Raw genomic sequence first — 22,397 nt, forward strand, 5'->3', positions numbered from 1 at the left:
ATAAATATTGAGTTTTTTATAATTTTTGATATGTTTTTGATTCATTCTATTTGGAATTATCACTAGATTTATAATTTTTTTGCTTTAATTGAGGTTTATTCATGAAAATAACTTATCAAGATAGAAAGAAAGGAATTATTGAACTTCTTCCTGAAACTTTAGATGACTTATGGCATCTATCTCACATAATTGCTGAGGGGGATACTGTATATTCTAAGACAACAAGAAGGATTCAAGACAACACTGGAGATAAGTTAAGAAGTGATAGGGGAGTAAAAAAGACCTTTACTTTAGGTGTTTCCGTTGAGGATGTAAGCTTTCATATATTCACTGGAAAGCTTAGGATTATAGGTTCAATCATCAAAGGTCCTGAAGACCTGATTCCTCTTGGATCCCACCATACAATTGAAGCAAAACTGAACACTCCAATCAAAATATTTAAGGAACATTGGTCCGGATATGCATTAAAGAGAATCAAGCAAGCTATTGAAGCTTCCAAGAAATTATCTGCAATCATTGTTGTATTGGAAGATGATGTTGCAGACTTTGGTTTGATGAGACAATTTGGAATTGAATATTATGGGCCAGTTATGGGGAATGTTTCCGGAAAAAGGATAGTTGATAAGAATAGGGCAAAGAATATAGAAAAATTCTATCAAAAGATTGTGGATTATATTCTCAAGTTTGATAATATCCAAACCATAGTTTTAGCAGGTCCAGGATTCTTTAAAAATGATTTCTTGAAGTATCTTGAATTGAAGCATAAGGATTTGGCTAAAAAATCAATAGTTGAAGCAACCGGTTCAGGTGGAAGAGTGGGCATTAATGAAGTCCTTAAAAAGGGAACAGTTGAAAAATTGGCTGCAGAAAATAGGGTTGCCTTTGAAATTGCAGCGATAAATGAAATCCTTCAAGAAATAGCAAAATCTTCCAATTTGGTTGTTTATGGTAAAAAGCAAGTGAAAGAGGCTATCAATTTGGGAGCTATTGAAAAATTATTGGTTTTGGATAATCTAATTAGAAGTGAAGACCTGGAAGAATCCATGGATATGGTTGAAAACATGTCTGGTGAAGTCTTAGTCATAAGTAGCCAGCACGAAGGTGGAAAACAGCTTGAAGGATTAGGTGGAATGGCTGCTACCTTAAGGTATTCCATTAATTAATTTATTATTTTTAACAACTATTTTTAGATTTAATTATTAATTATTCTAAAACTTAATATTATATTTAGACTTATTTATTAATTATTCTAAAACTTAATATTATATATAATAAAAATTATAAAAATATTAATATTACATTAAAAAATTAAAGGATTTTAAACATGTTTTTAGAATTATTATTTGTATTTATTGCAACATTTTTAGGAACTGGGGCATTGAATATAATATTCCGTTTCTTAGGTAAAAGAGGTTATATGGGAAATCTATATGAACCTGTACGTGGAGGCACTCCTCGTGGGATTGGTATAATTCCATTTATTGTAATTAGCCTATTCTTGCCTGCTGGATTTAACAATCTTGTTTTAGTGATGGGATTATGTGCTCTAGTTGATGATGTGATAGGTAGAAGAAGAATCGCTAACTTGCCTATTGAAATAGGTCAGCTTGCTAGAGGGATAGGTATGTTATGCGTTATCGGATTAGGTTATCCTCTTATGGGCATTTCTTCTATTTTAGTTGCTTTAATGATTCAGCCTATGAACATTGCAGATATGCAACCAGGATCTGCAGTAAGCGTAGTTATTGTAATGAGCTTCTTTACAATCCTTGCTACCTTGATTTTAGGTGTAGCGCCTGTAGCACAGATTCCTGCATATTATGTTCCATTGCTCACTTTAGTTACATGTATCGCATATGCTCCTTTAGACTATTCAGGAAAAATCATGTTGGGTGAAGTGGGAAACCATACCTTTGCAATAGCTTTGGGAATAAGCTTTTACATTCTTGGAGGATTCGTAGGAACCTTAATATTGTTCATTGTAACTACTGCATTGATTGCATACATTAGAAGAAGAAACTTATCTAGATTCCTTATTAATAAATTGCATATAAACAATCCAACTTTCGGTGATTTGTTTATGGATGTCTTAACTGGTGGAGGTTTAGGTGATTTATTCAGAAAAATCCTTCTTGGTGAACGTCAGCAAGTTGTCACTGACAATTTATTAATTTCACTTGGATTTAGAAGATTGCTTTACAATCCATATTCCCCTAATCTTGAAAGAGTAATTGAAAAGGATGTTAGAACAAAACCGACTGATTTGAGAAAGTTAAGCTAATCATCATGGTTCTATCAATCCAATTAAATTTTTTTAATTCATTATTTTTATTATTGTGATCTTATGAGTGATATTTTTGAAGTCATTAAAAATCGTAGAAGCGTAAGAGCTTACAAAGATGAACAAATTGAAGATGAACAGATTGAACAAATTTTGGAAGCAGCTATTATGGCTCCTACAGCAAGAGGAGAAGCTCCATGGCATTTCACTGTAGTTCAAAACAAGGAAACCCTTGCAGATATCAATGATTCTGTACTCAAGATATTATCCAATTCAGGGGATGAATTCCTTGAAGCAATTGCTGAATCTGGTGTTAATGTAATGCACAATGCTCCAACAGTCGTATTTGTATCCGCTAAATCAGATGCAACAAATATGCAAGCAGACTGTTCTGCAGCTATTGAAAACATGCTTCTTGCAGCAGAAGGATTGGATATTGGATCCTGTTGGTTAGGTCTTGTAGCTATTTACTTCAGTGTTGAAGAAAACTTGAAAAAGCTTCACATTCCTGAAGGATACACTCCATTGTATGGTGTTGCTTTAGGTTATAAAGTTGAACCAAATGAACCAAACCCACGTAAGGATGTTTTAGTTAATTGGGTAAAATAAGATTTAATAATTTTTTATTAAATTTTTATTTATTTTTTATTTTTAATTTATTTCATTAAACTATTTTTAAAAAAAGAGTTTAGGATAAAATAATGAATATTTTATCCATTTTTATATTTTTTATATTTTTTTATTACTTATTTTTTCAATCATTTACATGATTTTTAAGATTTTATAATAAGCATCTGTTGATGGATGAACTTCCAAGAAATCATCGAAATCCTCTTTGGTTATTCCCATATTCATTAGGAATGCAAGATATGCTGTATCATCAATTGAGGATGGAGATATTTGGCTTGCTCTCACTATCTCTTCTGTTTCTGTATTCAATGAAATTTTAGTAAGTCCAGTTTCTCCCCTAAGGATTCTCCAGAATGCATGAGGACCTCCAAGACCTGGAATTATTATATCTTCAACATTGTTGTTATCCATATCGGGTTCTGATGCTTTTTGAGTGAAACTCACATCTAAATCCAATGTCAATGATTGTGGAACGTTTATATCATCAAACTTATTCAAGTATCCTGCCATGTTTCTTGCTGCTGAAATTCCCTCTTTTCTTGCATAAGGAGTAAGGGTGATTCCTCCTGTAACGTCTCCTGCAGCATAGATATTTGGATTTGAGGTTTGGAAGAATTCATTCACCTTAATTGAGCCATCTTCATTCAAGTCTACAATGTCTGCCACTATCTCTGAATTAGGAACTCTTCCAGTAGCTATCAATGTTTTTCCTTCAAACTCTCCCTTGTCAGTTATGATGGATTTTTCAGTGATTTCCAAAACATTGGTGTTCTCATGTATATCCACTTCATCAATGAGCTTGTTAACTACATAAGATTTGATTTCTGGCTCCAATTCCTTTAGGATTTCGCTTCTTGCAATTATCTTCACTTCACTTCCAAAGCTTGAGAATAGGTTTGACAATTCGGTAGCAATAATTCCTCCACCAACTATATTTAATTTGCTTGGAACTTCCTCTAAGGAAAGTACATCACTGCTTGTCAAAGCATATTTTACTCCATCGATATTTGGAATAAATGGCCTTGCACCAGTAGCTATCAAAAGATTTTCTGCCTCGTATATATCATAATCCTTATTTTTTACATTTTCTCTTTGAAGCTCATTGTCATTGTCTAATTTCACCTTAACTATGATTTTATCATCATCGTTTATTTCCACACTCGCTTCACCATAGATAACATTATTGTTCACGCTTTCATTTTCCTCTTGGTTAAGTCTGCGGAGCATGAGTTGGGTCTTTTTAATGTTGTCACATGCAGATTTATAATCCAAGCTTATGTTTCCATCGATGAATCCGATTTCAGTGAATCTCTTGAAGTTTCTTATGAAACGACTTATGTCGGTAAGTGCACATACAACCATGCATCCCTCATTAAGACAGGTTCCTGCAATGTATTTCTTTTCAATAAGCAGTGTTTCCTCTCCTAATTTACCGAGTTCAAATGATCCAAGTCTTCCAGCAGGGCCTGCTCCAATAACAATGTTTTTAACTTTTTTTATTTCTTCCATACTATCCCTTGAATATTTTTTTTTAAATTAGTTGGTTTTATGATTTAATATTAATTTGTTAATTAATTTTAGTATGTTTATTTTATTATAAAAATTTATTAATTATTTTTAAAAATAGTGGTTGATTTAGCTAAGATTAATTGTAATAGTAAATTTATTAAAAATAGTTTTATAAAAAATAGTGAAAAGTATTATTAATTTCCTTTGGGAGTAATACTTTATTAGGTTAAATTATGAATTTTTTATGATTTAAAAAAAATTAGTTTTAAGAATTAATTTTTATTCAATAATTCTAGGAACTTCTCTTTAGCTTCGTCAATTGTTAAAGGATAATCGTTGTTCATGTCGAATCCTTCTTTTTCGAGGTCTTGGAAAAGCTCTGTAACAATAGGCACTTCTAAGTTTGCCTGATCGAGAATTTCAGGTTGTGCAAAAATCTCTTTAGGAGTTCCTTCTGCAATCAATAAACCGTCAACCAAAACGAAAACTCTTTTTGCATAATTTGGAACCAAGTCAACTTCGTGGGTTGAAATTATGATTGTAATTCCTTCATCATTAAGTTCTTTCAATAATGCACTTAAATCCCTTACACCTTGAGGGTCTAATCCTGCGGTAGGTTCGTCTAAAACCATGATTTCCGGTTGCATAGCAAGAATTCCTGCAATAGCCACCCTTTTCTTTTGACCTCCACTTAAATGGTGAGGCGCCTTCTTCTCGAAACCGCTCATTCCTACACGAGCTAAGCTTTCAGTGACCCTTTTTTGAACCTCTTCCATAGGTAACTTTAAGTTTAAAGGTCCAAATGCTACATCTTCCTCTACAGTAGGTGCAAAAATTTGATCATCTGGGTTCTGGAATACGATTCCAACTTTTTGTCTAAATTTAAGCAAAGACTTTTTATCATATTTCAATTCTTCGCCATCGATGAACACTTTTCCTTCATCAGGTTCATAGATACCATTCAAATGAAGGAACAAAGTAGACTTTCCAGCACCATTTTTACCTAAAAGAGCAACCATTTCTCCTTTTTCTACTTTTAAGCTAACTCCTTTAAGTGCTTGATAATCCTTATTATAAGAATATTTAATATTTTGTACTTCTAACATTTTATTCCTCCTTTGGCGGTACATAAACCGGCAATTCTCCGTTATAACCTCTTGAATCTAAACTATGTTGTAATGTTTCACTTTTATCTAATGACCTTAAAAATATATTGCTTATAAGATCTGCTAAGCATCTCATTGAATTCATGTATGAATGATATCCCATTCTTGTTTTCTGTGCTTTCTGCATTGTGTCGATTTCATTTAGGAATATGAATATTGTATTGTACATTAATAATCCTATTTCAGTAAGAATCTTAGGAACTTTCAAGGTATCCAAACAATGGAAGATCTTTGCAATTGGTGTTGTCAATGCAAGAAAACCTAATAAAGGGAAACATCCTAAAACTCTAAAGAATGTATAAAGACCATAATGCCATGAGTCATCAGTAACTACAATGCCGAATATTCCTGTTTCGTAAATTACTTCTCCATTTCCAAAGAAGAATATCAAGAACAGACATGTTATTACAAGAAATGCCATAGGTATTGTCAAGAATTTCAAATAAGATCTTAAGCTGATTTTTGCTACTCCCAATATTATAATTGAGAATAAGATGAAAATAAAGACATCAAAATATAGATTATCCAATGCTAAAGTAACTAACAATAATATTATTGTTAAAAACAACTTAAAATAAGGGTTTGTTTCAGTTAATTCATTATTGTGAGCAATATAATCCATATCAAATTTCATAAAATCACTAAAAATTCATTTTCAAAAATTTTTTTAATATTTGTTTTATAAAAAACTCTAAAAAAAAGAAAAAAAATTGATAAAGAAGAATTATTCTTCTTTACCTTGTCCTCTCCAGTAACCGAAGAAGTAACCAATAATGATTGCTCCAATAGCTGCTTGAAGAGCGAATAATAAACTTTCTATTTCACCACTTGGTGGTTCCCATATTGAAGAGAACCAAGGTTCAAAACCGGTTTCTTCGATAGCTTCACCAGCTGCATCGTCTGCTCCACCAAAGTATCCGTCGTCTTCACCGTGACCACTGAACATAACTAATGGTGCGATGAACAATATAATACATACAACAGCTAAAATAATTAAAGTAGATCTTTCCATATTAATCACCTTATGCTTCATTAGGAGCTAATGCGCCTAATTTGTCTAATAATTTTGGTTTGTAAGCTTTTAATCTGTCCCATATGATTACGGTTAAGATACCTTCACCAATAGCTAATGGTACTTGAGTTACTGCGAAAATAACTAAGAACTTGGTTAATGCACTGCCGAAAGAAGGAGCAGGGAATGCGAAAGCTAATTGGAATGAAGTAGCTACGTAAGTTAATAAGTCACCGAAGAATGCTGCAAAGAAGATTGCAATAGTGGATGAGATATTAGCTTTAGTTAAACCTTTGTATACGATCCAAGCTATGAATGGGCCTACAATACCCATTGAGAAAATGTTAGCACCTAAAGTGGTTAATCCACCGTGTGCGAGTAATAAAGCTTGGAATAAAAGTACAACAGTTGCGAGTACAGCAGTTACAGCAGGGCCGAATAATGCTGCACCTAATCCGTTACCACAAGGGTGAGAACAACTTCCAGTAACAGATGGTAATTTTAAAGATGATAAGATGAACATGAATGCTCCACTTACAGCGATTAAAGCTTTGGATTCAGGGGTTTCATCTACGATTTTTTTGATTTGATAGATACCATATGCAACGATGATGAATGATATGATGAACCATACGATACACCATGTTAATGGTAAATATCCTTCCATAATATGCATAAATAATTTCCTCCAAATTAATATCAATATAATTGATAAACTTAAAAATCAAAATTCAATTTATTTTAATTTTTTTAAAGTTATATTGATAAAGTAATTTATATTCTTTATTATATATAAACTTTTTAGTAATACTTCAAACTATTTTATCGAAAACAAAATATTTTTTAAAAAATAAAAGGATTGCATTTTAATTTCATGTTCCTTGATTTTTGTTTTTTGTTTCAATTTTTTTCATGGTTTGAATTTTATTTGTCTTATATTGGATTTTTATGAATTTTTTAATACTTTCACTTATTTTTTTAAAAAATTAGTTTGATAAAATAAAAATATTTATATAATCTAAAAACTAATAATTAAAATATCAAGTAAAAGTGATTTTAATTTAAGATTTTAAATTAATTAATTCATTTAATAAATAAAAGGAGATGTTGCTAATGTGTATTGCTGCACCAGCTAAAATTGTAGAGATTGACACTGAATCTAACATTTGCGCTGCAGACTTTGGAGGAGTAAGACAAAATGCAAAATTGGATCTTCTTCCAGATGCAGAAATTGGTGATTATGTATTGATTCATGCAGGATATGCTATTGAAAAATTATCCGAACAAGCTGCTAAAGAATCTTTAGAATCCTGGGATGAATTATTGGAAATGTTAGAAGAAGAAGACAAAGAACGTGAAAAAATGATGAAAGACATGTTATAGTCTTTTTCATTTTATTTCTATTTTTTAATTTTTATTTTATTATTGACATTTATGGATTTAATTGTTTGATATTAATCGTTTAGAATATCATTAAACTGATTTTTTACTATTTTTCATTTTAATTTTAGTTTAATTAAATTAAATTTATATTAAATTTTATTTTAATTGTGATTATATGGATGAGGAAATAAAATTGTTGAAGGAATTGAATTGTCCCGAATGGGTAATTGAGCATTCCAAAGGAGTTTCAAGAAAGGCATGTGAAATCGCATCCAATTTTGATGATGTTGATATGGAATTTGTCAGGGTTGGAGGATTGCTTCATGATATAGGCAGATCTAAAACCAATTCAATAGAACATGCTGTAATCGGTGCTCAAATACTTAAGGAAAGGGGATATCCTCAAGAGATAATCAATATCGTTGAAAGGCATATCGGAACTGGCCTCACTGAAGATGATGCAAGGCAGTTAGGATTGCCTATAAAGGATTACACTCCTCAAACATTGGAGGAAAAGATAGTTTCTCATGCAGATAATCTCTTCAATGGTGCTGATGAGGTGGATGTTGAGTTCACTATTGAAAAGTGGAAAAGGAAATTAGGTGAAAATCATCCATCAATAGAAAAAATCAAGAAGATACATGAAGAGCTTGTTTTAAGATTTGAATAATTTTTTTTAAAACGGGAATTCTGTTTTTATTAGGAAATCAATAAATTTTATAAAAACTATTTTATAAAAGAAATTTATATATTAAATTGATATTAATCTTATAATGTTGATTTTTTATCTTATTTTAATTTTATAATTTTACACGAGGAAAAGAATGAAAGTTATTTGTTCAAGTGATGAGTCATTATACAGGCCTGAAGTAGTCAGATGGAGGCAGAGGATGGCTATGATGGAACCTTTAGGGGATGTTGTAGTTGCACTTCCATGCAGTATGAAAAAGCCATACTCCAATTCTCAGTCTCACCAAAAGTTCAGAAGGGCTACAAAAGGTTATCAGGAAGTGATTGTAACTTCTCCATTCGGAATCTGTCCAAGGGAATTGGAAAACACCTTCCCAATTCAATCCTATGATGTGGCTGTTTCCGGTGATTGGAATGATGATGAGATAAGATTAGCTGGAGAACTACTTAGGGATTATGTTGGAGACAAGCCTGTAATTGCAAATGTTGAAGGAGGTTACGAAGAGGTTTGTCGTGAGTATTTGGATAACTGCACCTATGTATGTGACAGTGGCAGACCTACCTCTCCGCAATCCATTTTCAACTTAAGGGAAGAGCTTAAGAAATACCCTAAAACAAAACATAGGGATAGAGTGTTGAATGAGCTTAGATCAGTAGCAAAATATCAGTTTGGACAAGATGCTGAAGCAATGATCACTGATGATGTTGTTGCTAAAGGAAGATATCATAGAACCCTTTATTCCAATGGAAAAACAGTGGCTCTTCTAAATAGGGATGTTGGCTTATACACTCTTAACCTTGAAGGTGGAAGAAGACTTGCTGAACTTGGAATCCATGTAGTTGAGATAGACTTTGACTTAAAGACAAACTCATTGTTCGCTCCAGGAATCGTAAATGCAGATCCAAGCATTCTTCCAAAGGATGAGGTCGTTGTCGTTAGAAATGATGAGGTCGTGGGTGTTGGAAAAGCTGTTTTGACTGGTCGTGAAATGGTTGAGTTAAGAAATGGTATTGGTGTAAAGATTAGGCACAGAAAGAAAAACTAATTATTTTTTTCTTTCATTTTTTTGAAATAAATTAATGAAATAAATTAAAATGATAAAAAAGTTATATTTATTTAATATTTATATGGATATTTTTATTATTATTGATAAGTTTAAATATAATTAAAACAATAGTTATATTATTAACTTTTTGTTAGGAAATAAAATTTCAAATTTTATTCTTATCACTAATTTAATTAAACAATTATAAAAAACAATTATTTAAAAAATATTGAGGAGATAAAATGTCTGAAGAATTAGCACTTGCTGTAAAAGATGCAGTTTCTGTAGTAAACGACCCTCACATGGGCGTAAGTATTGTAGAAATGGGTATTGTACAATCTATTGCAATTGAAGGTTCAACTGCTGAGATTGTAATTAAACCTACCAACCCAGGTTGTATGAGTGTTACCCGTATTGCTGCTCAAGCTAAAGCTGAAGCTTTAAAAGTTGAAGGAATCGATAAAGTTAAACTTATCATTGAAGGTCACGTAATGGCTGACTCTCTTAATGAGATGCTTAACAAAGATAATTAAGTTTTTTAAACTTAATTACTCTATTTTTTTATTGAAATTTTCTTAATTTTCTTTGAATTTTAAAGATTTCAGTTTTATTCAAAATCTTTTTTAACAAAAGATTTATATATTAGATTACATATAGTTAATAATACTTGTATTTGTTTATAGGCTAGTGGCACAGCCTGGTCAGCGCGCACGGCTGATAACCGTGAGGTCCTGGGTTCGAATCCCAGCTAGCCTACTTCTAATTTTACTTATTTTTTCAATTTTTTACACTCAGTGTCAATTCTATCGTCTTTTTTGGATATTTTTTAGATATTTTTTAGATATTTCTCGGATATTTTTTAGATATTTTTTTATATATTTTTTAGATATTTCTTGGATATTTTTTAGAATTTTTTAAATGTTTTTTTATCTTATTTTTTTTATTTTACATCAATGCAAAATTTTAGAAATATGGTTTTTCAATGTACATTTTTATGTATTGTTATACATTTATATACTTAAAAGTACAATATATTATTAGAGAAAAATCTTGGTGATACCATGTGGGAAAGTTTAAATTTAAAATTTAGTAAATATCCTGCAAGAATGGCTGTAGCTCAAAAAATGTTTGAGTTAGGTTTAAGAATAGGTGAAGATGGTAAGATATATTGTGGAGATTTGAAAATAAGTGACTCTGCATTGGCAGCTGCTGCAAATGTTGATCGTAGAGTAATTAAGTCCACAGTGGATGTCATTATTGCTGATGAAGGATTATATGAAATATTCTCAAATATCATTCCAGCAGGAACCTTGATAAAAAACATTGCAAAAAGCTTGAATTTAGGGGTTATCGAAATAGAAGCTGGTGAAAAAAGCGATGGTGTTTTAGCTGAAGTGGCTTGGATCATGAGCAAGCATAACATAAGCATTCGTCAGGCTTATGCAGGAGACACCCAATTGAATACAAATCCTGTTTTGACAATCATTACAGAAGATCCAATTCCTGGTGAACTTTTAAATGAATTCATTAGGGTGGAAGGGGTCTTAAAGGTTTCAATGTTATAATTCTTCTAACTTTTTTTATTTTTTTAATTTTTTATTTATTTTTTTAATTTTTTATATAAAAACATTAAATTTATAATATAGTGTGTATATAAATATAAACATAATGTAATTTATTAAATCATTTACTATAATATTAACCATTAAGTAATTTTTTAATTTAGTTTTGATTTAAAATTTAAATATTTATAAGGAAGACTATTATTATGTTAAGAGATCCAATTATTCAAAATTTATATCCGGAAATTTTTGAATTCGAAGAAGCTGTAGATGTTATCGGATGTCTTAAAGAATGGCCTAAGAGCAGATTATGTGATGATAAGGCTATTGCTAGAAAAACTAAAATAGATATTAAAACAGTTAAAGATATTCTTAAATTGCTTGAAACAAATAACTTCGTTTACAATATTAAAGTCAACGAAATTTGTATAAAAATCATTAAACACTTTAGATCTGGAAAGCTTAGCCATGAAGAGATAGCTAAAAAAGTCAAATTAGATTTGGAAATTGTAGACCAGTTCATTGAAGAAAATGAATCTCTTCTCTTGGAAACTAAAAAAACATATTCTCAACAAACATTAAAAACATTGAATGATAATTTAAATGCTTTAATTAAGGGAGAGAAAAAGGAAGAAAAAGATGAAGAGGCAGAGGATAAGAAAGAAGAAGATGCAAGTGCTGAAGAAGTTAAAGATGAATCCTCTGATGATGATAAAAAGGTCATGAATGAAGATAAGGAGTCTGAAGAAGTAGTGGTTAAGGAAGCTATTGAAGAGACTTCCGATGAAGATGAAAAAGCTGCTAAAAAATCCAAGGCTAAAAAGTCAAAAGCTAAAAAGCCTAAAAAGGAAGCTAAAAAAAGAGCAGTTAATCAGAAATTCTGGTATCTTACATTTGATGAAATCATTGATTGCCTTAAGAATGGATACACAACTGATGAGGAAATTTCTGAAAAGACCAACTGTAAGTTAAACATTGTTAGGAAAATCCTTTACAAATTATATGACATGCGTTTAGCAAGCTATAAAAGGGATAAGGATAAGGAAACCCAATGGTACACTTACGATTGGAGATTCAATGAAAATGAGTACAAAAAGTTGGAATTTAATTTAGCAAGTTCTGAGCTTAAAAGATTAAATTCTGAATTGGAATATGAAGAGAACAACATGTTCTTCGTTTGTCCAAACGGACATTACCGTCTTGACTTTGAGGATGCTTCAACTGTTGAATTCCTTTGTCCGGAATGTGATCTTGATTTGGAATATGAAGACAATCAAGAAAAAATTGATAGGAAAAAAGAGGAAATTAAAGTTCTTGAAGATATAATTTCAGGATAATTTCTGTTTTTTTCATTTTTTACTTTTTTTCTTTATCTGTTTTTCTATTTTTATCTTATTTTTTATTTTTTTATTATTTTTAACTGTTTTTCCTATTTTTAGAATTTATTAAATTTTATTTTTAAAAAAAGATTAATCATTATCTTATTAATCATTATTCTATTTTCTAATTATGACTGCAGGTGTATGAATGATAGAATCTAATGAGTCTACAGTAACTTCATGGGTATCGGAATCCAATACATCTTTTACGCTATAGATAGTTTCCATTGCAGTGGATAATGACTTTTGATAATCTTCAGCAACATTTGCTATTTCAATTGCTTCATCAACATCTATATCTCTTGAACAGCCTAAAGGAGTTGATCCCAAGTTTTCTGAAAGTTGTCCTAATGTGTATCCAAAAACTCCTTTGTCCGCTTCAATTCCAGGAATAGCTATTGGAAGACCAGTAAAATACTTGTTTCCTCTTCTATAAGTCGCGTCAGTGTCTATAATCAATGTTGTTATTGTGTTGTTGGTTTTGTTTTTTATCTCTTCGCTTATTTCCTTCGCTACCTTTTCAGGGTTTTCTGGAAGCAGGGACACGCATGTTCCAGGAGCATTGCTTAAATCGATTCCTGCTTCTGAAGCAGGTTTTAATGCATGTTTCCAACCGTAAAGTTGTAAAACTACTTCTTTATGCCTTTTGGATTCTTCTGGAAGTTTTCTTAAATTCTTAATTGTTCTTTCCTTGATTCCTAGAATAGGTCCAAGAATGTATCCCCAAAAGTACTTGCTCCAGTATGTCGCTAAGAATGTTGCCTTTAATGATGGTGTGTAATCCGCTTCATCAACCAATCTTCCTTGAGATACAGAGATTGGAGTTTCTGCAATGACCAAGTAATCTCCTTCATTTGCCAATTTGGAGATGTCATCTATCATGAAATCTATGCTTTCATTAGGTTTGATATAATGTGTTTCAATAGGAATGACCTGGTATCCTTTGATTTCAACATATTTATATTTTTGACCTTTCTCTGTTTCTGCTTCTTTATAAGTTGGATTAGTTGTCATGGTATCTCTTAATTAATTCAATTAATAGTATAATTTTATATTAGTAAATATATAATTATTATTGTATAAACTTATAGAATTTATTTGATTTATGAATTTTTTGCAATTCAAATTTTAAGATTTATTTATAGGAGAATTTTTTATGGAAAAAGCAATAACTTATTTTGAAAAACCAGGCATTGAAAATACTGATGCTCTTATTGGACTTGTTAAAGAAAGATTGGAAGGCTCTGATATTAAATATGTAGCTATTGCATCATCTACTGGTGCAAGTGCATTAAAGCTTAATGAAGCATTGAAGGACATGGATGTAACCATTGTAAACTGTTCTCATCATGTAGGGTTCAAAGAAGCGAATAAGGCACAAATGGATGATGAAACTAGGGCTAAGCTTGAAGCTGAAGGAATTGTAACATTTATGGGATCACATGCTTTAAGCGGTGTTGGAAAAAGCATTTCCAAAAAATTCGGAGGAGCAACTCCTGTTGAAATCATTGCTGCAACCTACAGGACATTCTGCCAAGGAATGAAAGTGTGTGCAGAAATTTCCATCATGCTTGCTGATGCAGGATTGATTCCAGTAGGTGAAGAGATAATAGCTATTGGTGGAACAGGTCATGGAGTGGACACTGCTGTTGTCATGACTGCAGCTAACATGACTAATGTATTTGATATCAAATTCCATGAAATCATAGCTATGCCAAGATAATGGCAAATTTAGTTAAACCAGTTTTAATTTATTAAAACTTTTTTCTTTCTTTATTCATTATAAGATTAATGGGTAATGGTTATATACTATAAAATTAATAATAAAAATACTATTTAAAAATCAAATTTAAAAATTTATTAATACAATTCAATAAATTTTATAGATTTTTTGGTAATATTTCATTTACATTTAAATATTACTTTAAACATATTTAATAAATAATAGAAAATAATTTATACTTATTATAAATAATTTTTAAATTAATAAAATTTGTGGGGTTTACTCGTGAAATTTATAGATGATGCAATTAAAGGATCAGAAGAAACCATTGAAAATTCTGCTCCTAAAAAATCAAATGATGATTTAGATGAAGAATTAATCAAAATCATTGAAAGCAGCCGTGCTAACATTATTGTAGTTGGTACTGGTGGTGCAGGAAACAATACAATTTCCAGATTAAATGAAATTGGTATTGAAGGTGCAAAAACTATTACTGTAAATACTGATGCTCAAGATTTATTCTACAGTACTGCTGATAAAAAATTACTTTTAGGCAGACAAACCTGTGGCGGTCTCGGTGCTGGTGGAGAACCTACCGTTGGTGAAGAATCTGCTGAAGAAAGTGAAGAAGACATTAGAGAAGAATTAGAAGGCGCTGACATGGTATTTGTTACTTGCGGTCTTGGTGGAGGAACCGGTACTGGTTCTGCACCTGTAATTTCCAAAGTAGCTAAAAAAGCTGGCGCTTTAACTGTTGCTGTAGCAACCATGCCTTTCTCTGCTGAAGGTGTAAAAAGAAGAGAAAATGCAGAAATCGGTTTAGAAAAACTTCAAGAAAATGCAGATACTGTAATTGTTATTCCTAATGACAAATTATTAGAAGTTGCTCCTAACCTTCCTTTAAACAAAGCTTTCATGGCTTCAGATGAAATCTTAGGAAGAGCTGTAAAAGGAATTACCGAACTCATTACCAAACCTGGACTTATCAGTTTAGACTTTGCTGACATCAGCTCAATCATGAAAGGTTCCGGTATGGCTATGATTGGTATGGGAGAATCTGAATCTGGTGACAGAGCTATTGAATCTGTACATGAAGCATTAAGCAGCCCATTATTAGACATTGACATTTCCAATGCTAAAGGTGCTTTAATTAACATTTCAGGTAGTTCTGACTTAACCTTGAATGAAGCTGAAAAAATCGTTCAAATTGTTGGTGACAGATTAGATCCAGAAGCAAACATCATTTGGGGAGCTCAAATCGATGAAGACTTACAAAACATGATTAGAACTACTATTGTTGTTTCTGGTGTAAAATCCCAATATACCATCGAACCTAAAAACGATGATTTCGAGGAAATAGACATCGATGATGAGTTTGAAGGAACTGCTTTAGGAAAAACTGATGATGCTCCTGCAGATCCTTTAGATGAGTTCTTAGATGGCATATTCTAAATTTAAGTTTTAGATTTCAATTTTAGATTTTAAGTGTTTTGAGTAATTCAAAACACAATTAAAATTCTTATCACTCCCTTTGGGTGATAATTCTTTTTTCTTTTTTAATTTTATTTACAAATTTTATAGTCTATTTTTTACAATTTTTTGTCATGATTTTTTAATATTTTCATGCAAAACTTTATTAATGTAATTAAATAAAACATATAATATTATTATAAATTAAGATTAAATTAGAGATTAGTTAAAGATTAATGAAGATTATAGATAAAGCTAAATTAATCTCATTTCTTAAAATTATTATTATTAACTTAACTTTTATTTGTGTAGGGATTTTCTATGAATATTAAGGAAACTACTAGTGATTTTATAAAACAAAGTAAAAGAGTATTAAAAGTAGCTAGAAAACCGGATCGTGAAGAATACTTTAATTTTTCCAAAGTTACTGCAATAGGTATTGCAATAATTGGAGTAATCGGTTTTGTAATTGTTTTATTTGGCCAATTATTAGGCTTATAATTCTAGATCTTTATTTTTTAGGAATTTCTAGAATTTCTAGAATTTCTATAATTTTATAAATTTTTATAAATTAAATAATAAATTAATTAGCTATTTTTTAATCATTTTTTTAATAACTGGCTTCAGTTATTAAAATTCTTATTTTTGTAATTTTTTTCTTTTGGAAAGTGCAAAAATTGAAACATTTATATATTATAAATAATATATATATTTTTATTATATGAATCTAATTTTATTTATTTTACTTTAAAATTCATATTTTCTTAAATTTAAATTGTAGATTTTAATCTATAAATTATTTAATTTTGTTAGTTTTATCAAAATTCAAATAATTGCTGCTGTTTTGTAATTTTACAAAAATAGATTGGAATTGAAAGAAAGTGCTTCTATATGGATATTTAAATTAAGGGAAATAATTAAATTTTATTTGTATAACTCAATTTAATCTATAAATTTATTATAAATTATTAAATTATAAATATTAATTATAGGTGAATTTAAATGGAAGATAATAAAAATTCCATATTTGCTCTTAAAACATCAGCAGGTCAAGAAAGAAATGTTGCAAGACTTTTAGCGATGAAAGCGGACAAGCCTGGAGTAGATATTAAATCAATCGTGGTGCCGGAATCATTAAAAGGTTATATTATAGTCGAATCTGCAACCAACCTTGATATGAAGAACCCAGATATGAAGGTTCGTCATTTAAGAGGTATTGTAGGTGCTAAAAAAGATGGTACTATAGATGCAAATAGCCAAATAACCTTGGAAGAAGTTAAAAAATTCTTGAAACCACAACCTATCATTTCTTCAATACAAAAAGGAAGTATTGTCGAACTTGTTTCAGGTCCTTTCAAAGGTGAAAAATCTAAAGTTGTTCGTTTAGATGAATCTCGTGAAGAAGTAGTTCTCGAGTTAATTGAAGCAGCAGTTCCTATTCCTGTTACTGTTAAAGCTGATCAAATTAGAATTATTAAAAAGGAGGCTGACTAATGGCTAAAGATACAGTTGAAGTTCTTCTCGAAGGTGGAACAGCTACTCCTGGACCACCATTAGGCCCTGCAATTGGACCTTTCGGTGTTAATATGATGCAAGTAGTTGAAGAGATCAATAAAAAAAGTGCTGATTTCGCTGGTATGAAAGTACCTGTAATAATCACTATTGACAGCAGCACTAAAGAATTTGAAATTGAGATTGGTACTCCTCCAACAACTGCACTTATTATGGATGAACTTAGCATTGAAAAAGGTGCTCATGAACCTGGTGCTGAAGTTGCAGCAGATTTATCTGTAGAGCAAGCATTCAAAATTGCAAGAATGAAATTTGATTCATTACTCGCAAATGATTACAAAGCAGCAACCAAAGAAATTATGGGTACTTGTGTAAGTATGGGTATTACCGTTGACGGTAAAGATCCTAGAGATGCTCAAAAAGCAGTTGATGCTGGAGAGTACGATGATATTTTAGTAGAATAGATTAGCTATTCTGGTAAGATACTTACGATGCTTAAAATTCAATTAAAATTTAATTCAAAATATTATACTTAACATATTATTTATTTAAGTGATTAATTTGCATGATTGAATTTAATTATAAATTAGATTATTAAAATTTATGTTTATAACTTTCTTAATCTATCTTCTTAATTTAATATCAACAGCTAATTATGATAAATAGATAATATTTATTCACTTAAATGTAAATGATATTGAAATTGTATTGTCTTACTTGTTCTAGGATAATATGGTTTTAATTGATATATTAAAAGGAATCTAAAGATTTTATAAATGCTTTTTAAAGATTTTATTTAATTTGAAGATTTCTCGTAAAAATTCCAAATGAACAAAGTTCATGGAGGATATATATGACACAAGAGATTATTGATGCGGTGAAGGAGGCAAAAGAACAAGCTAAGCCGAGAAACTTCACTCAATCCATTGATGTTATCATTAACCTCAAGGATTTAGATGTCAGAAAACCAGAAAACAGATTTAGCGAAGAAGTAGCTCTTCCTAATGGCCGTGGCAAAGAAATTAAAATCGGAGTCATCGCTGATGGGGAATTAGCTCTTGCTGCTAAAAATGCTGGTGTAGATGTCGTGATTTCCAAAGAAGATTTACAAGAATTTGGTAAAGACATTAAAGCTGCTAAAAAAGTAGTTAATTCTGTCGATTCATTTATCGCACAAGCTGATATGATGCCACTTGTAGGTAGATTCTTAGGTCGTATTTTAGGACCTCGTAATAAGATGCCTAAACCGGTACCAGCTAGTGCAAGAATTGAACCATTGCTTGAAAGAACTCAAGCTACCATTAAAGTAGGTGTTAAACAACAACCTTCTATTCAAATCTTAGTTGGAACTCAAGATATGGATGACGAGAAGTTAGCTGAAAATATTGAAGCTGTTCTTGCAGTATTAGACCGCAATTTAGAAAAAGGAAGAAACCAAATAAAATCCATGTATATTAAAGCGACAATGGGTTCAGTAGTGAGGGTGATCTAAGATGGCTCACGTTGCTGAATGGAAAAAAGAAGAAGTTAATGAACTTAAAGGTTTAATCGAATCTGCAGAAGTTGTAGGTATTGTTAACTTATTAAACATTCCTGCTAGACAATTACAAGAAATGAGAAAAACTCTCGCAGGAAAAGCAACTATCAGATTATCTAAAATTAACCTTATGAAATTAGCTTTAGAAGATTGTGATAATGAGAAAGCTAACATTACTGGGCTTTCTGATTTTATGGAAGGTCAACCTGCACTTGTATGTACTGACATGAATCCTTTCAGATTGTACAAAATATTAGAAGACAGTAAAACATCTGCTCCTGCAAAAGCTGGCGCAACTGCTCCTGATGATATTGTTGTACCTGCTGGAGACACTGGATTCCCACCAGGTCCGTTCCTTGGTGACTTACAACAAATAGGTGTACCTGCTAAAATCGACAAAGGAAAAATTGTAGTTTCTAAAGATACTGTTGTAGTAGAAGCTGGAGAAGAAGTTTCTAAACAAGTAGCAGCTGCTTTAACCAGAATGGATATCAAACCTATGGAAGTAGGTATGGATCTTAAAGCTGTATATGAAGACGGTTCTATCTTTAAAGCAGACGTATTAGCTATTGACGAAGAAGAAACTATTGCAGATATTCAAACTGCATTTACCAAAGCATTTAACTTATCTGTATTTAGTGCTTTCCCAACTAGCCAAACTATTTCAACTATTATCAGTACTGCTCATACCAAAGCATACAATGTTGCTATTGAGGCAGCTATTCCTACAGACAAAACTTCTGATATGTTAATTGCACTTGCAAACGCTAAGATGTTAGCATTAGCTGGTGAATTATCTTCTGACGCTATCGATGACGAAATTGCTAATAAATTAGCAAATGTTGCAGTAGCAGCAGCTCCTGTCGTTGAAGAAGCAGCAGAAGAAGAGGAAGTTGAAGAAGAGGAAGAAGAAGATAAAAGTGAAGAAACTGCAGCACTTGGATTAGGTGCTTTGTTCGGTTAGATAAAATTTAAAATTTATACTTTTTAATTGTTAAAACGATTGTTTTAAAAACACACAAGATTCAATATAAAAAACTAATATGTATTGGATTTTTAAAAAATAAATTATTATAACAAAAAACGGTGATAACATGGAATATATTTATGCGGCAATGATTTTGCACACCACAGAACAAGATATTAATGAAGAAAATGTAACTAAAATCTTAGAAGCAGCTGGCGCTGATGTAGATGAATCCAGAGTAAAAGCTTTAATCGCAGCATTAGAAGATGTTGATATTGAAGAAGCTATGGAAACTACCGCTATGGCAGCAGCTCCTGCAGCAGCAGCTCCTGCAGCTGAAGCAGCAGCAGAAGAAGAGGAAGAAGAAGAGGAAGAAGAAGAAGACGAAGAACAAGCAGCTGCAGCAGCAACCGCTGGTTTAGGTGCTTTATTCGGATAGATTCTTTTCTATCCTTTATTTTTTCTTTTTTTTAAACAATTTTTATCGTTCGTATATTATTTAACTATTATTTTTTTACTACACTTTTTTACTATAATTCTTTACTATACTTTTTTTTAAACATTTTTCATTATTTTTAATTTCCAAATCTCTATAAACTTTTTTTCAAAATCTATATATGCTTATATTAATAAAGTATTACTTAGTAAATAGGGAGGTGTAATTGTGGTATTTTGTCCTAATTGTGGGGCGGAAAATGCAGATTCCGCAAAGTTTTGCAAGAATTGCGGGCACGTTTTAGGTGCAAATCGTCCAATAAAAGACAATTATGTAAATACTGGAATTGATCCGTCTGATAGGGTAAATGACAATTCAAATTTAAATTCCAACAATAATTCAAATTCCAAATCAGATAATAAAAACTTAGTAATAATCTGTTTAACCATTGTCATCTGTGCACTTTTGATTGCCGGTGCTATGGTAATGTTTTCAAATGGCAATTCAAATGATGATTCTGATGCTCTTTCAGATTCCGCATCATTGAATTCAGATTCCGTTGATAATGCTTCTGATATGGAAACAAGCACTCAAGCTACTCAAGAATCTTATCCAACCATTCAAAGCGGTAGTTTCTCAACAGGAAGTTCTGCCTCAGATAAGACATATTGTAATGTTTATGTAGGATCTGAGCATGCTGGAGAGAAAGTGAAAATAAGCGTATTGTACAGTTATAATGGATATGCATTGAATCAAGGAAAAGTTGTTCCTAAAACCGTAAGCAGTGATGGTTACGTAAAGGTTGCAAGTGCAAGTGCATTGGATTACTATCCTGATGATGCATATATTACATTGTATGACAATGATGGAAATGTTTTAGATACAAAAGAAATTTATTTGAATACAAATAGTGGAAAACAAACATTCTAATTGACTTTAGGGGAAAAATATGAAATGTCCAATTTGTGGATGCGAGAATCCGGATGGTTATAAGTTCTGTCATGATTGCGGAAGTCCTTTGAACTTTACAGAATCCATTGATGACTTGACTGATGAATTGAATAACTTAGATGATTTTCCATCTTTAGACAGCAAAAAGCTAATTATTATAGGCTATATGATTGCTATCCTATTTGGTTGGGGTAGCTTTATTCTTAGCTTTTTCTTGGGATCATATGGATTTATAGGATTCATTGGATTATTTTTCCCAGGATTTATGCTAAACAGCAAGGATCCAAATATTAGAAAGCATGCTTACATCCAATTGGCAATAATGCTAATTGGAATAATTTTCACTATCCTGTTTTTATTTAGATGGTTTTAAAAGCTGATTTATATGAATAAGAAAATTAAAATGGCATTGTATATTATCTTAGCATTGATTATATTCATCGGATGCATTAGCATATGGTATGTAAATAATTATTCTCATGCAGACCCAAGTGTAAATGCTCTTTTGAATGGAACAGAGAATGTATCCGTTGAAAAAGTGGATAATGGTTTATTTTTGGATGGTCCTGGAAATGATAGTGCATTGATTTTTTATCCTGGTGCAAAAATTGAATACACTTCTTATCTTCCTTTATTTATGGATTTGGCGAATGATGGAGTGGATTGCTTTATAGTGGAAATGCCAGGAAATTTAGCATTTTTAGGTGGTAACAGTGCTGATTCAATCATAGGCAATGGTAATTATTCTTATGATGAATGGTACATTTCAGGCCATTCCTTAGGTGGAGTGATGGCTTCTTCATATGCAGTTACCCATCAAGATGAAATCAACGGTTTGATACTTCTTGCATCTTATCCTGTGGATGATTTGGGAAATATGCCTGTCCTGTCAATTTATGGTTCCAATGATAAAACATTAAATAAGGAAACCTATGATGAATCCAAGAGCTTGATGGACAATAATTTAACAGAATATGTAATCAATGGGGGGAATCATGCTCAATTCGGATCCTATGGAATTCAATCTGGTGATGGGATAGCAAGCATCTCTCCAGAAAATCAAAGAGACCAAACTGAAAAGGCAATTCTGGATTTCATTTATTAGCTTTAATTCTTTTTATTTTATTTAATTTTTTATTTTAT

At 31.2% G+C, this 22,397-nt stretch carries 26 protein-coding genes and 1 tRNA gene; 21 read left to right on the forward strand and 6 right to left on the reverse strand.

The window, feature by feature from the left end; all coding sequences use genetic code 11:
• Positions 1-101 precede the first annotated feature (101 nt).
• From ACJMLB_RS08600 to ACJMLB_RS08610, 3 genes are all read left to right on the forward strand, one after another.
• Complete coding sequence (locus tag ACJMLB_RS08600; RefSeq protein ID WP_405325405.1) at positions 102-1,163, forward strand: mRNA surveillance protein pelota; 1,062 nt, start codon at positions 102-104, stop codon at positions 1,161-1,163.
• A 161-nt stretch (positions 1,164-1,324) separates the two neighbouring features.
• Entirely contained in the window at positions 1,325-2,281 is a 957-nt protein-coding gene (locus ACJMLB_RS08605) for a cell wall biosynthesis protein (protein WP_405325407.1), read from the forward strand.
• A 63-nt stretch (positions 2,282-2,344) separates the two neighbouring features.
• The gene (locus tag ACJMLB_RS08610; RefSeq protein WP_405325410.1) at positions 2,345-2,890 is read left to right on the forward strand and encodes a nitroreductase family protein; all 546 of its coding nucleotides are present in this window, start codon (positions 2,345-2,347) and stop codon (positions 2,888-2,890) included.
• A 153-nt stretch (positions 2,891-3,043) separates the two neighbouring features.
• Here the strand turns inward: ACJMLB_RS08610 and ACJMLB_RS08615 are convergent, their stop codons facing one another.
• The 5 genes from ACJMLB_RS08615 to cbiM all read right to left on the reverse strand — a co-directional run bounded on the left by ACJMLB_RS08615 (position 3,044) and on the right by cbiM (position 7,274).
• Positions 3,044-4,420, reverse strand: a complete 1,377-nt coding sequence (locus ACJMLB_RS08615) for an FAD-dependent oxidoreductase (RefSeq protein ID WP_405325413.1) — start codon at positions 4,418-4,420, stop codon at positions 3,044-3,046.
• Between the two features lie 272 nt (positions 4,421-4,692).
• On the reverse strand, positions 4,693-5,526 hold the full coding sequence (locus ACJMLB_RS08620; protein WP_405325416.1) for an ATP-binding cassette domain-containing protein: 834 nt from the start codon (positions 5,524-5,526) through the stop codon (positions 4,693-4,695).
• Between the two features lies 1 nt (position 5,527).
• Complete coding sequence (gene cbiQ / locus ACJMLB_RS08625; protein ID WP_296869769.1) at positions 5,528-6,220, reverse strand: cobalt ECF transporter T component CbiQ; 693 nt, start codon at positions 6,218-6,220, stop codon at positions 5,528-5,530.
• A gap of 90 nt (positions 6,221-6,310) precedes the next feature.
• A complete protein-coding gene (locus ACJMLB_RS08630) occupies positions 6,311-6,598 on the reverse strand; it encodes an energy-coupling factor ABC transporter substrate-binding protein (RefSeq protein ID WP_304088284.1) in 288 nt (95 codons plus the stop codon).
• Positions 6,599-6,608: 10 nt separating this feature from the next.
• Positions 6,609-7,274 carry a cobalt ECF transporter S component CbiM gene (cbiM, locus tag ACJMLB_RS08635; RefSeq protein ID WP_405325420.1) on the reverse strand — a complete coding sequence of 222 codons (666 nt, stop codon included), beginning with the start codon at positions 7,272-7,274 and terminating at the stop codon, positions 6,609-6,611.
• Between the two features lie 437 nt (positions 7,275-7,711).
• On the opposite strand from cbiM, the gene ACJMLB_RS08640 reads away from it, so the two are divergent.
• The 7 genes from ACJMLB_RS08640 (at position 7,712) to tfe (ending at position 12,616) form a co-directional block, all read left to right on the forward strand.
• Entirely contained in the window at positions 7,712-7,981 is a 270-nt protein-coding gene (locus ACJMLB_RS08640; RefSeq protein ID WP_296869764.1) for a HypC/HybG/HupF family hydrogenase formation chaperone, read from the forward strand.
• A gap of 175 nt (positions 7,982-8,156) precedes the next feature.
• Complete coding sequence (locus ACJMLB_RS08645; protein WP_405325423.1) at positions 8,157-8,651, forward strand: TIGR00295 family protein; 495 nt, start codon at positions 8,157-8,159, stop codon at positions 8,649-8,651.
• A 154-nt stretch (positions 8,652-8,805) separates the two neighbouring features.
• A complete protein-coding gene (locus ACJMLB_RS08650) occupies positions 8,806-9,717 on the forward strand; it encodes a DUF5591 domain-containing protein (RefSeq protein ID WP_405325425.1) in 912 nt (303 codons plus the stop codon).
• 242 nt (positions 9,718-9,959) lie between these two features.
• Positions 9,960-10,250: an iron-sulfur cluster assembly protein gene (locus ACJMLB_RS08655; protein WP_292788503.1), complete on the forward strand. Its 291-nt coding sequence runs from the start codon at positions 9,960-9,962 to the stop codon at positions 10,248-10,250.
• A gap of 148 nt (positions 10,251-10,398) precedes the next feature.
• Positions 10,399-10,473 (forward strand) — tRNA-Ile (locus ACJMLB_RS08660).
• A gap of 305 nt (positions 10,474-10,778) precedes the next feature.
• On the forward strand, positions 10,779-11,282 hold the full coding sequence (locus ACJMLB_RS08665) for an amino acid-binding protein (RefSeq protein WP_405325428.1): 504 nt from the start codon (positions 10,779-10,781) through the stop codon (positions 11,280-11,282).
• 203 nt (positions 11,283-11,485) lie between these two features.
• Positions 11,486-12,616 (forward strand): transcription factor E, encoded by a 1,131-nt coding sequence (gene tfe, locus ACJMLB_RS08670; protein WP_405325431.1) that lies wholly within the window; start codon positions 11,486-11,488, stop codon positions 12,614-12,616.
• Positions 12,617-12,775: 159 nt separating this feature from the next.
• Here the strand turns inward: tfe and ACJMLB_RS08675 are convergent, their stop codons facing one another.
• A complete protein-coding gene (locus tag ACJMLB_RS08675; RefSeq protein ID WP_405325433.1) occupies positions 12,776-13,672 on the reverse strand; it encodes a coenzyme F420-0:L-glutamate ligase in 897 nt (298 codons plus the stop codon).
• Between the two features lie 142 nt (positions 13,673-13,814).
• On the opposite strand from ACJMLB_RS08675, the gene ACJMLB_RS08680 reads away from it, so the two are divergent.
• The 11 genes from ACJMLB_RS08680 to ACJMLB_RS08730 all read left to right on the forward strand — a co-directional run bounded on the left by ACJMLB_RS08680 (position 13,815) and on the right by ACJMLB_RS08730 (position 22,359).
• Positions 13,815-14,381 carry a pyruvate kinase alpha/beta domain-containing protein gene (locus ACJMLB_RS08680; protein ID WP_405325435.1) on the forward strand — a complete coding sequence of 189 codons (567 nt, stop codon included), beginning with the start codon at positions 13,815-13,817 and terminating at the stop codon, positions 14,379-14,381.
• Positions 14,382-14,666: 285 nt separating this feature from the next.
• Positions 14,667-15,833, forward strand: a complete 1,167-nt coding sequence (gene ftsZ / locus ACJMLB_RS08685) for a cell division protein FtsZ (RefSeq protein ID WP_405325438.1) — start codon at positions 14,667-14,669, stop codon at positions 15,831-15,833.
• A 339-nt stretch (positions 15,834-16,172) separates the two neighbouring features.
• Complete coding sequence (locus ACJMLB_RS08690; protein ID WP_405325441.1) at positions 16,173-16,352, forward strand: protein translocase SEC61 complex subunit gamma; 180 nt, start codon at positions 16,173-16,175, stop codon at positions 16,350-16,352.
• Positions 16,353-16,853: 501 nt separating this feature from the next.
• Positions 16,854-17,345, forward strand: a complete 492-nt coding sequence (locus ACJMLB_RS08695) for a transcription elongation factor Spt5 (RefSeq protein WP_295605722.1) — start codon at positions 16,854-16,856, stop codon at positions 17,343-17,345.
• Positions 17,345-17,827, forward strand: coding sequence for a 50S ribosomal protein L11 (locus tag ACJMLB_RS08700; protein ID WP_292788259.1), 483 nt, complete (start codon positions 17,345-17,347; stop codon positions 17,825-17,827). The genes ACJMLB_RS08695 and ACJMLB_RS08700 overlap by 1 nt, the downstream gene beginning before the upstream one ends.
• Before the next feature lie 389 nt (positions 17,828-18,216).
• The gene (locus ACJMLB_RS08705; protein WP_292788258.1) at positions 18,217-18,855 is read left to right on the forward strand and encodes a 50S ribosomal protein L1; all 639 of its coding nucleotides are present in this window, start codon (positions 18,217-18,219) and stop codon (positions 18,853-18,855) included.
• A gap of 1 nt (position 18,856) precedes the next feature.
• On the forward strand, positions 18,857-19,864 hold the full coding sequence (locus ACJMLB_RS08710; protein ID WP_405325446.1) for a 50S ribosomal protein L10: 1,008 nt from the start codon (positions 18,857-18,859) through the stop codon (positions 19,862-19,864).
• A 130-nt stretch (positions 19,865-19,994) separates the two neighbouring features.
• The gene (rpl12p, locus tag ACJMLB_RS08715) at positions 19,995-20,306 is read left to right on the forward strand and encodes a 50S ribosomal protein P1 (RefSeq protein WP_295605727.1); all 312 of its coding nucleotides are present in this window, start codon (positions 19,995-19,997) and stop codon (positions 20,304-20,306) included.
• A gap of 225 nt (positions 20,307-20,531) precedes the next feature.
• Entirely contained in the window at positions 20,532-21,233 is a 702-nt protein-coding gene (locus ACJMLB_RS08720) for a zinc-ribbon domain-containing protein (RefSeq protein WP_405325450.1), read from the forward strand.
• A 19-nt stretch (positions 21,234-21,252) separates the two neighbouring features.
• A complete protein-coding gene (locus tag ACJMLB_RS08725; RefSeq protein WP_405325453.1) occupies positions 21,253-21,627 on the forward strand; it encodes a zinc-ribbon domain-containing protein in 375 nt (124 codons plus the stop codon).
• A 12-nt stretch (positions 21,628-21,639) separates the two neighbouring features.
• The gene (locus tag ACJMLB_RS08730; RefSeq protein WP_295608198.1) at positions 21,640-22,359 is read left to right on the forward strand and encodes an alpha/beta hydrolase; all 720 of its coding nucleotides are present in this window, start codon (positions 21,640-21,642) and stop codon (positions 22,357-22,359) included.
• Positions 22,360-22,397: the final 38 nt, after the last annotated feature.

It is taken from the genome of Methanobrevibacter sp., assembly GCF_045114555.1.
Classification (GTDB): Archaea; Methanobacteriota; Methanobacteria; order Methanobacteriales; family Methanobacteriaceae; genus Methanobrevibacter.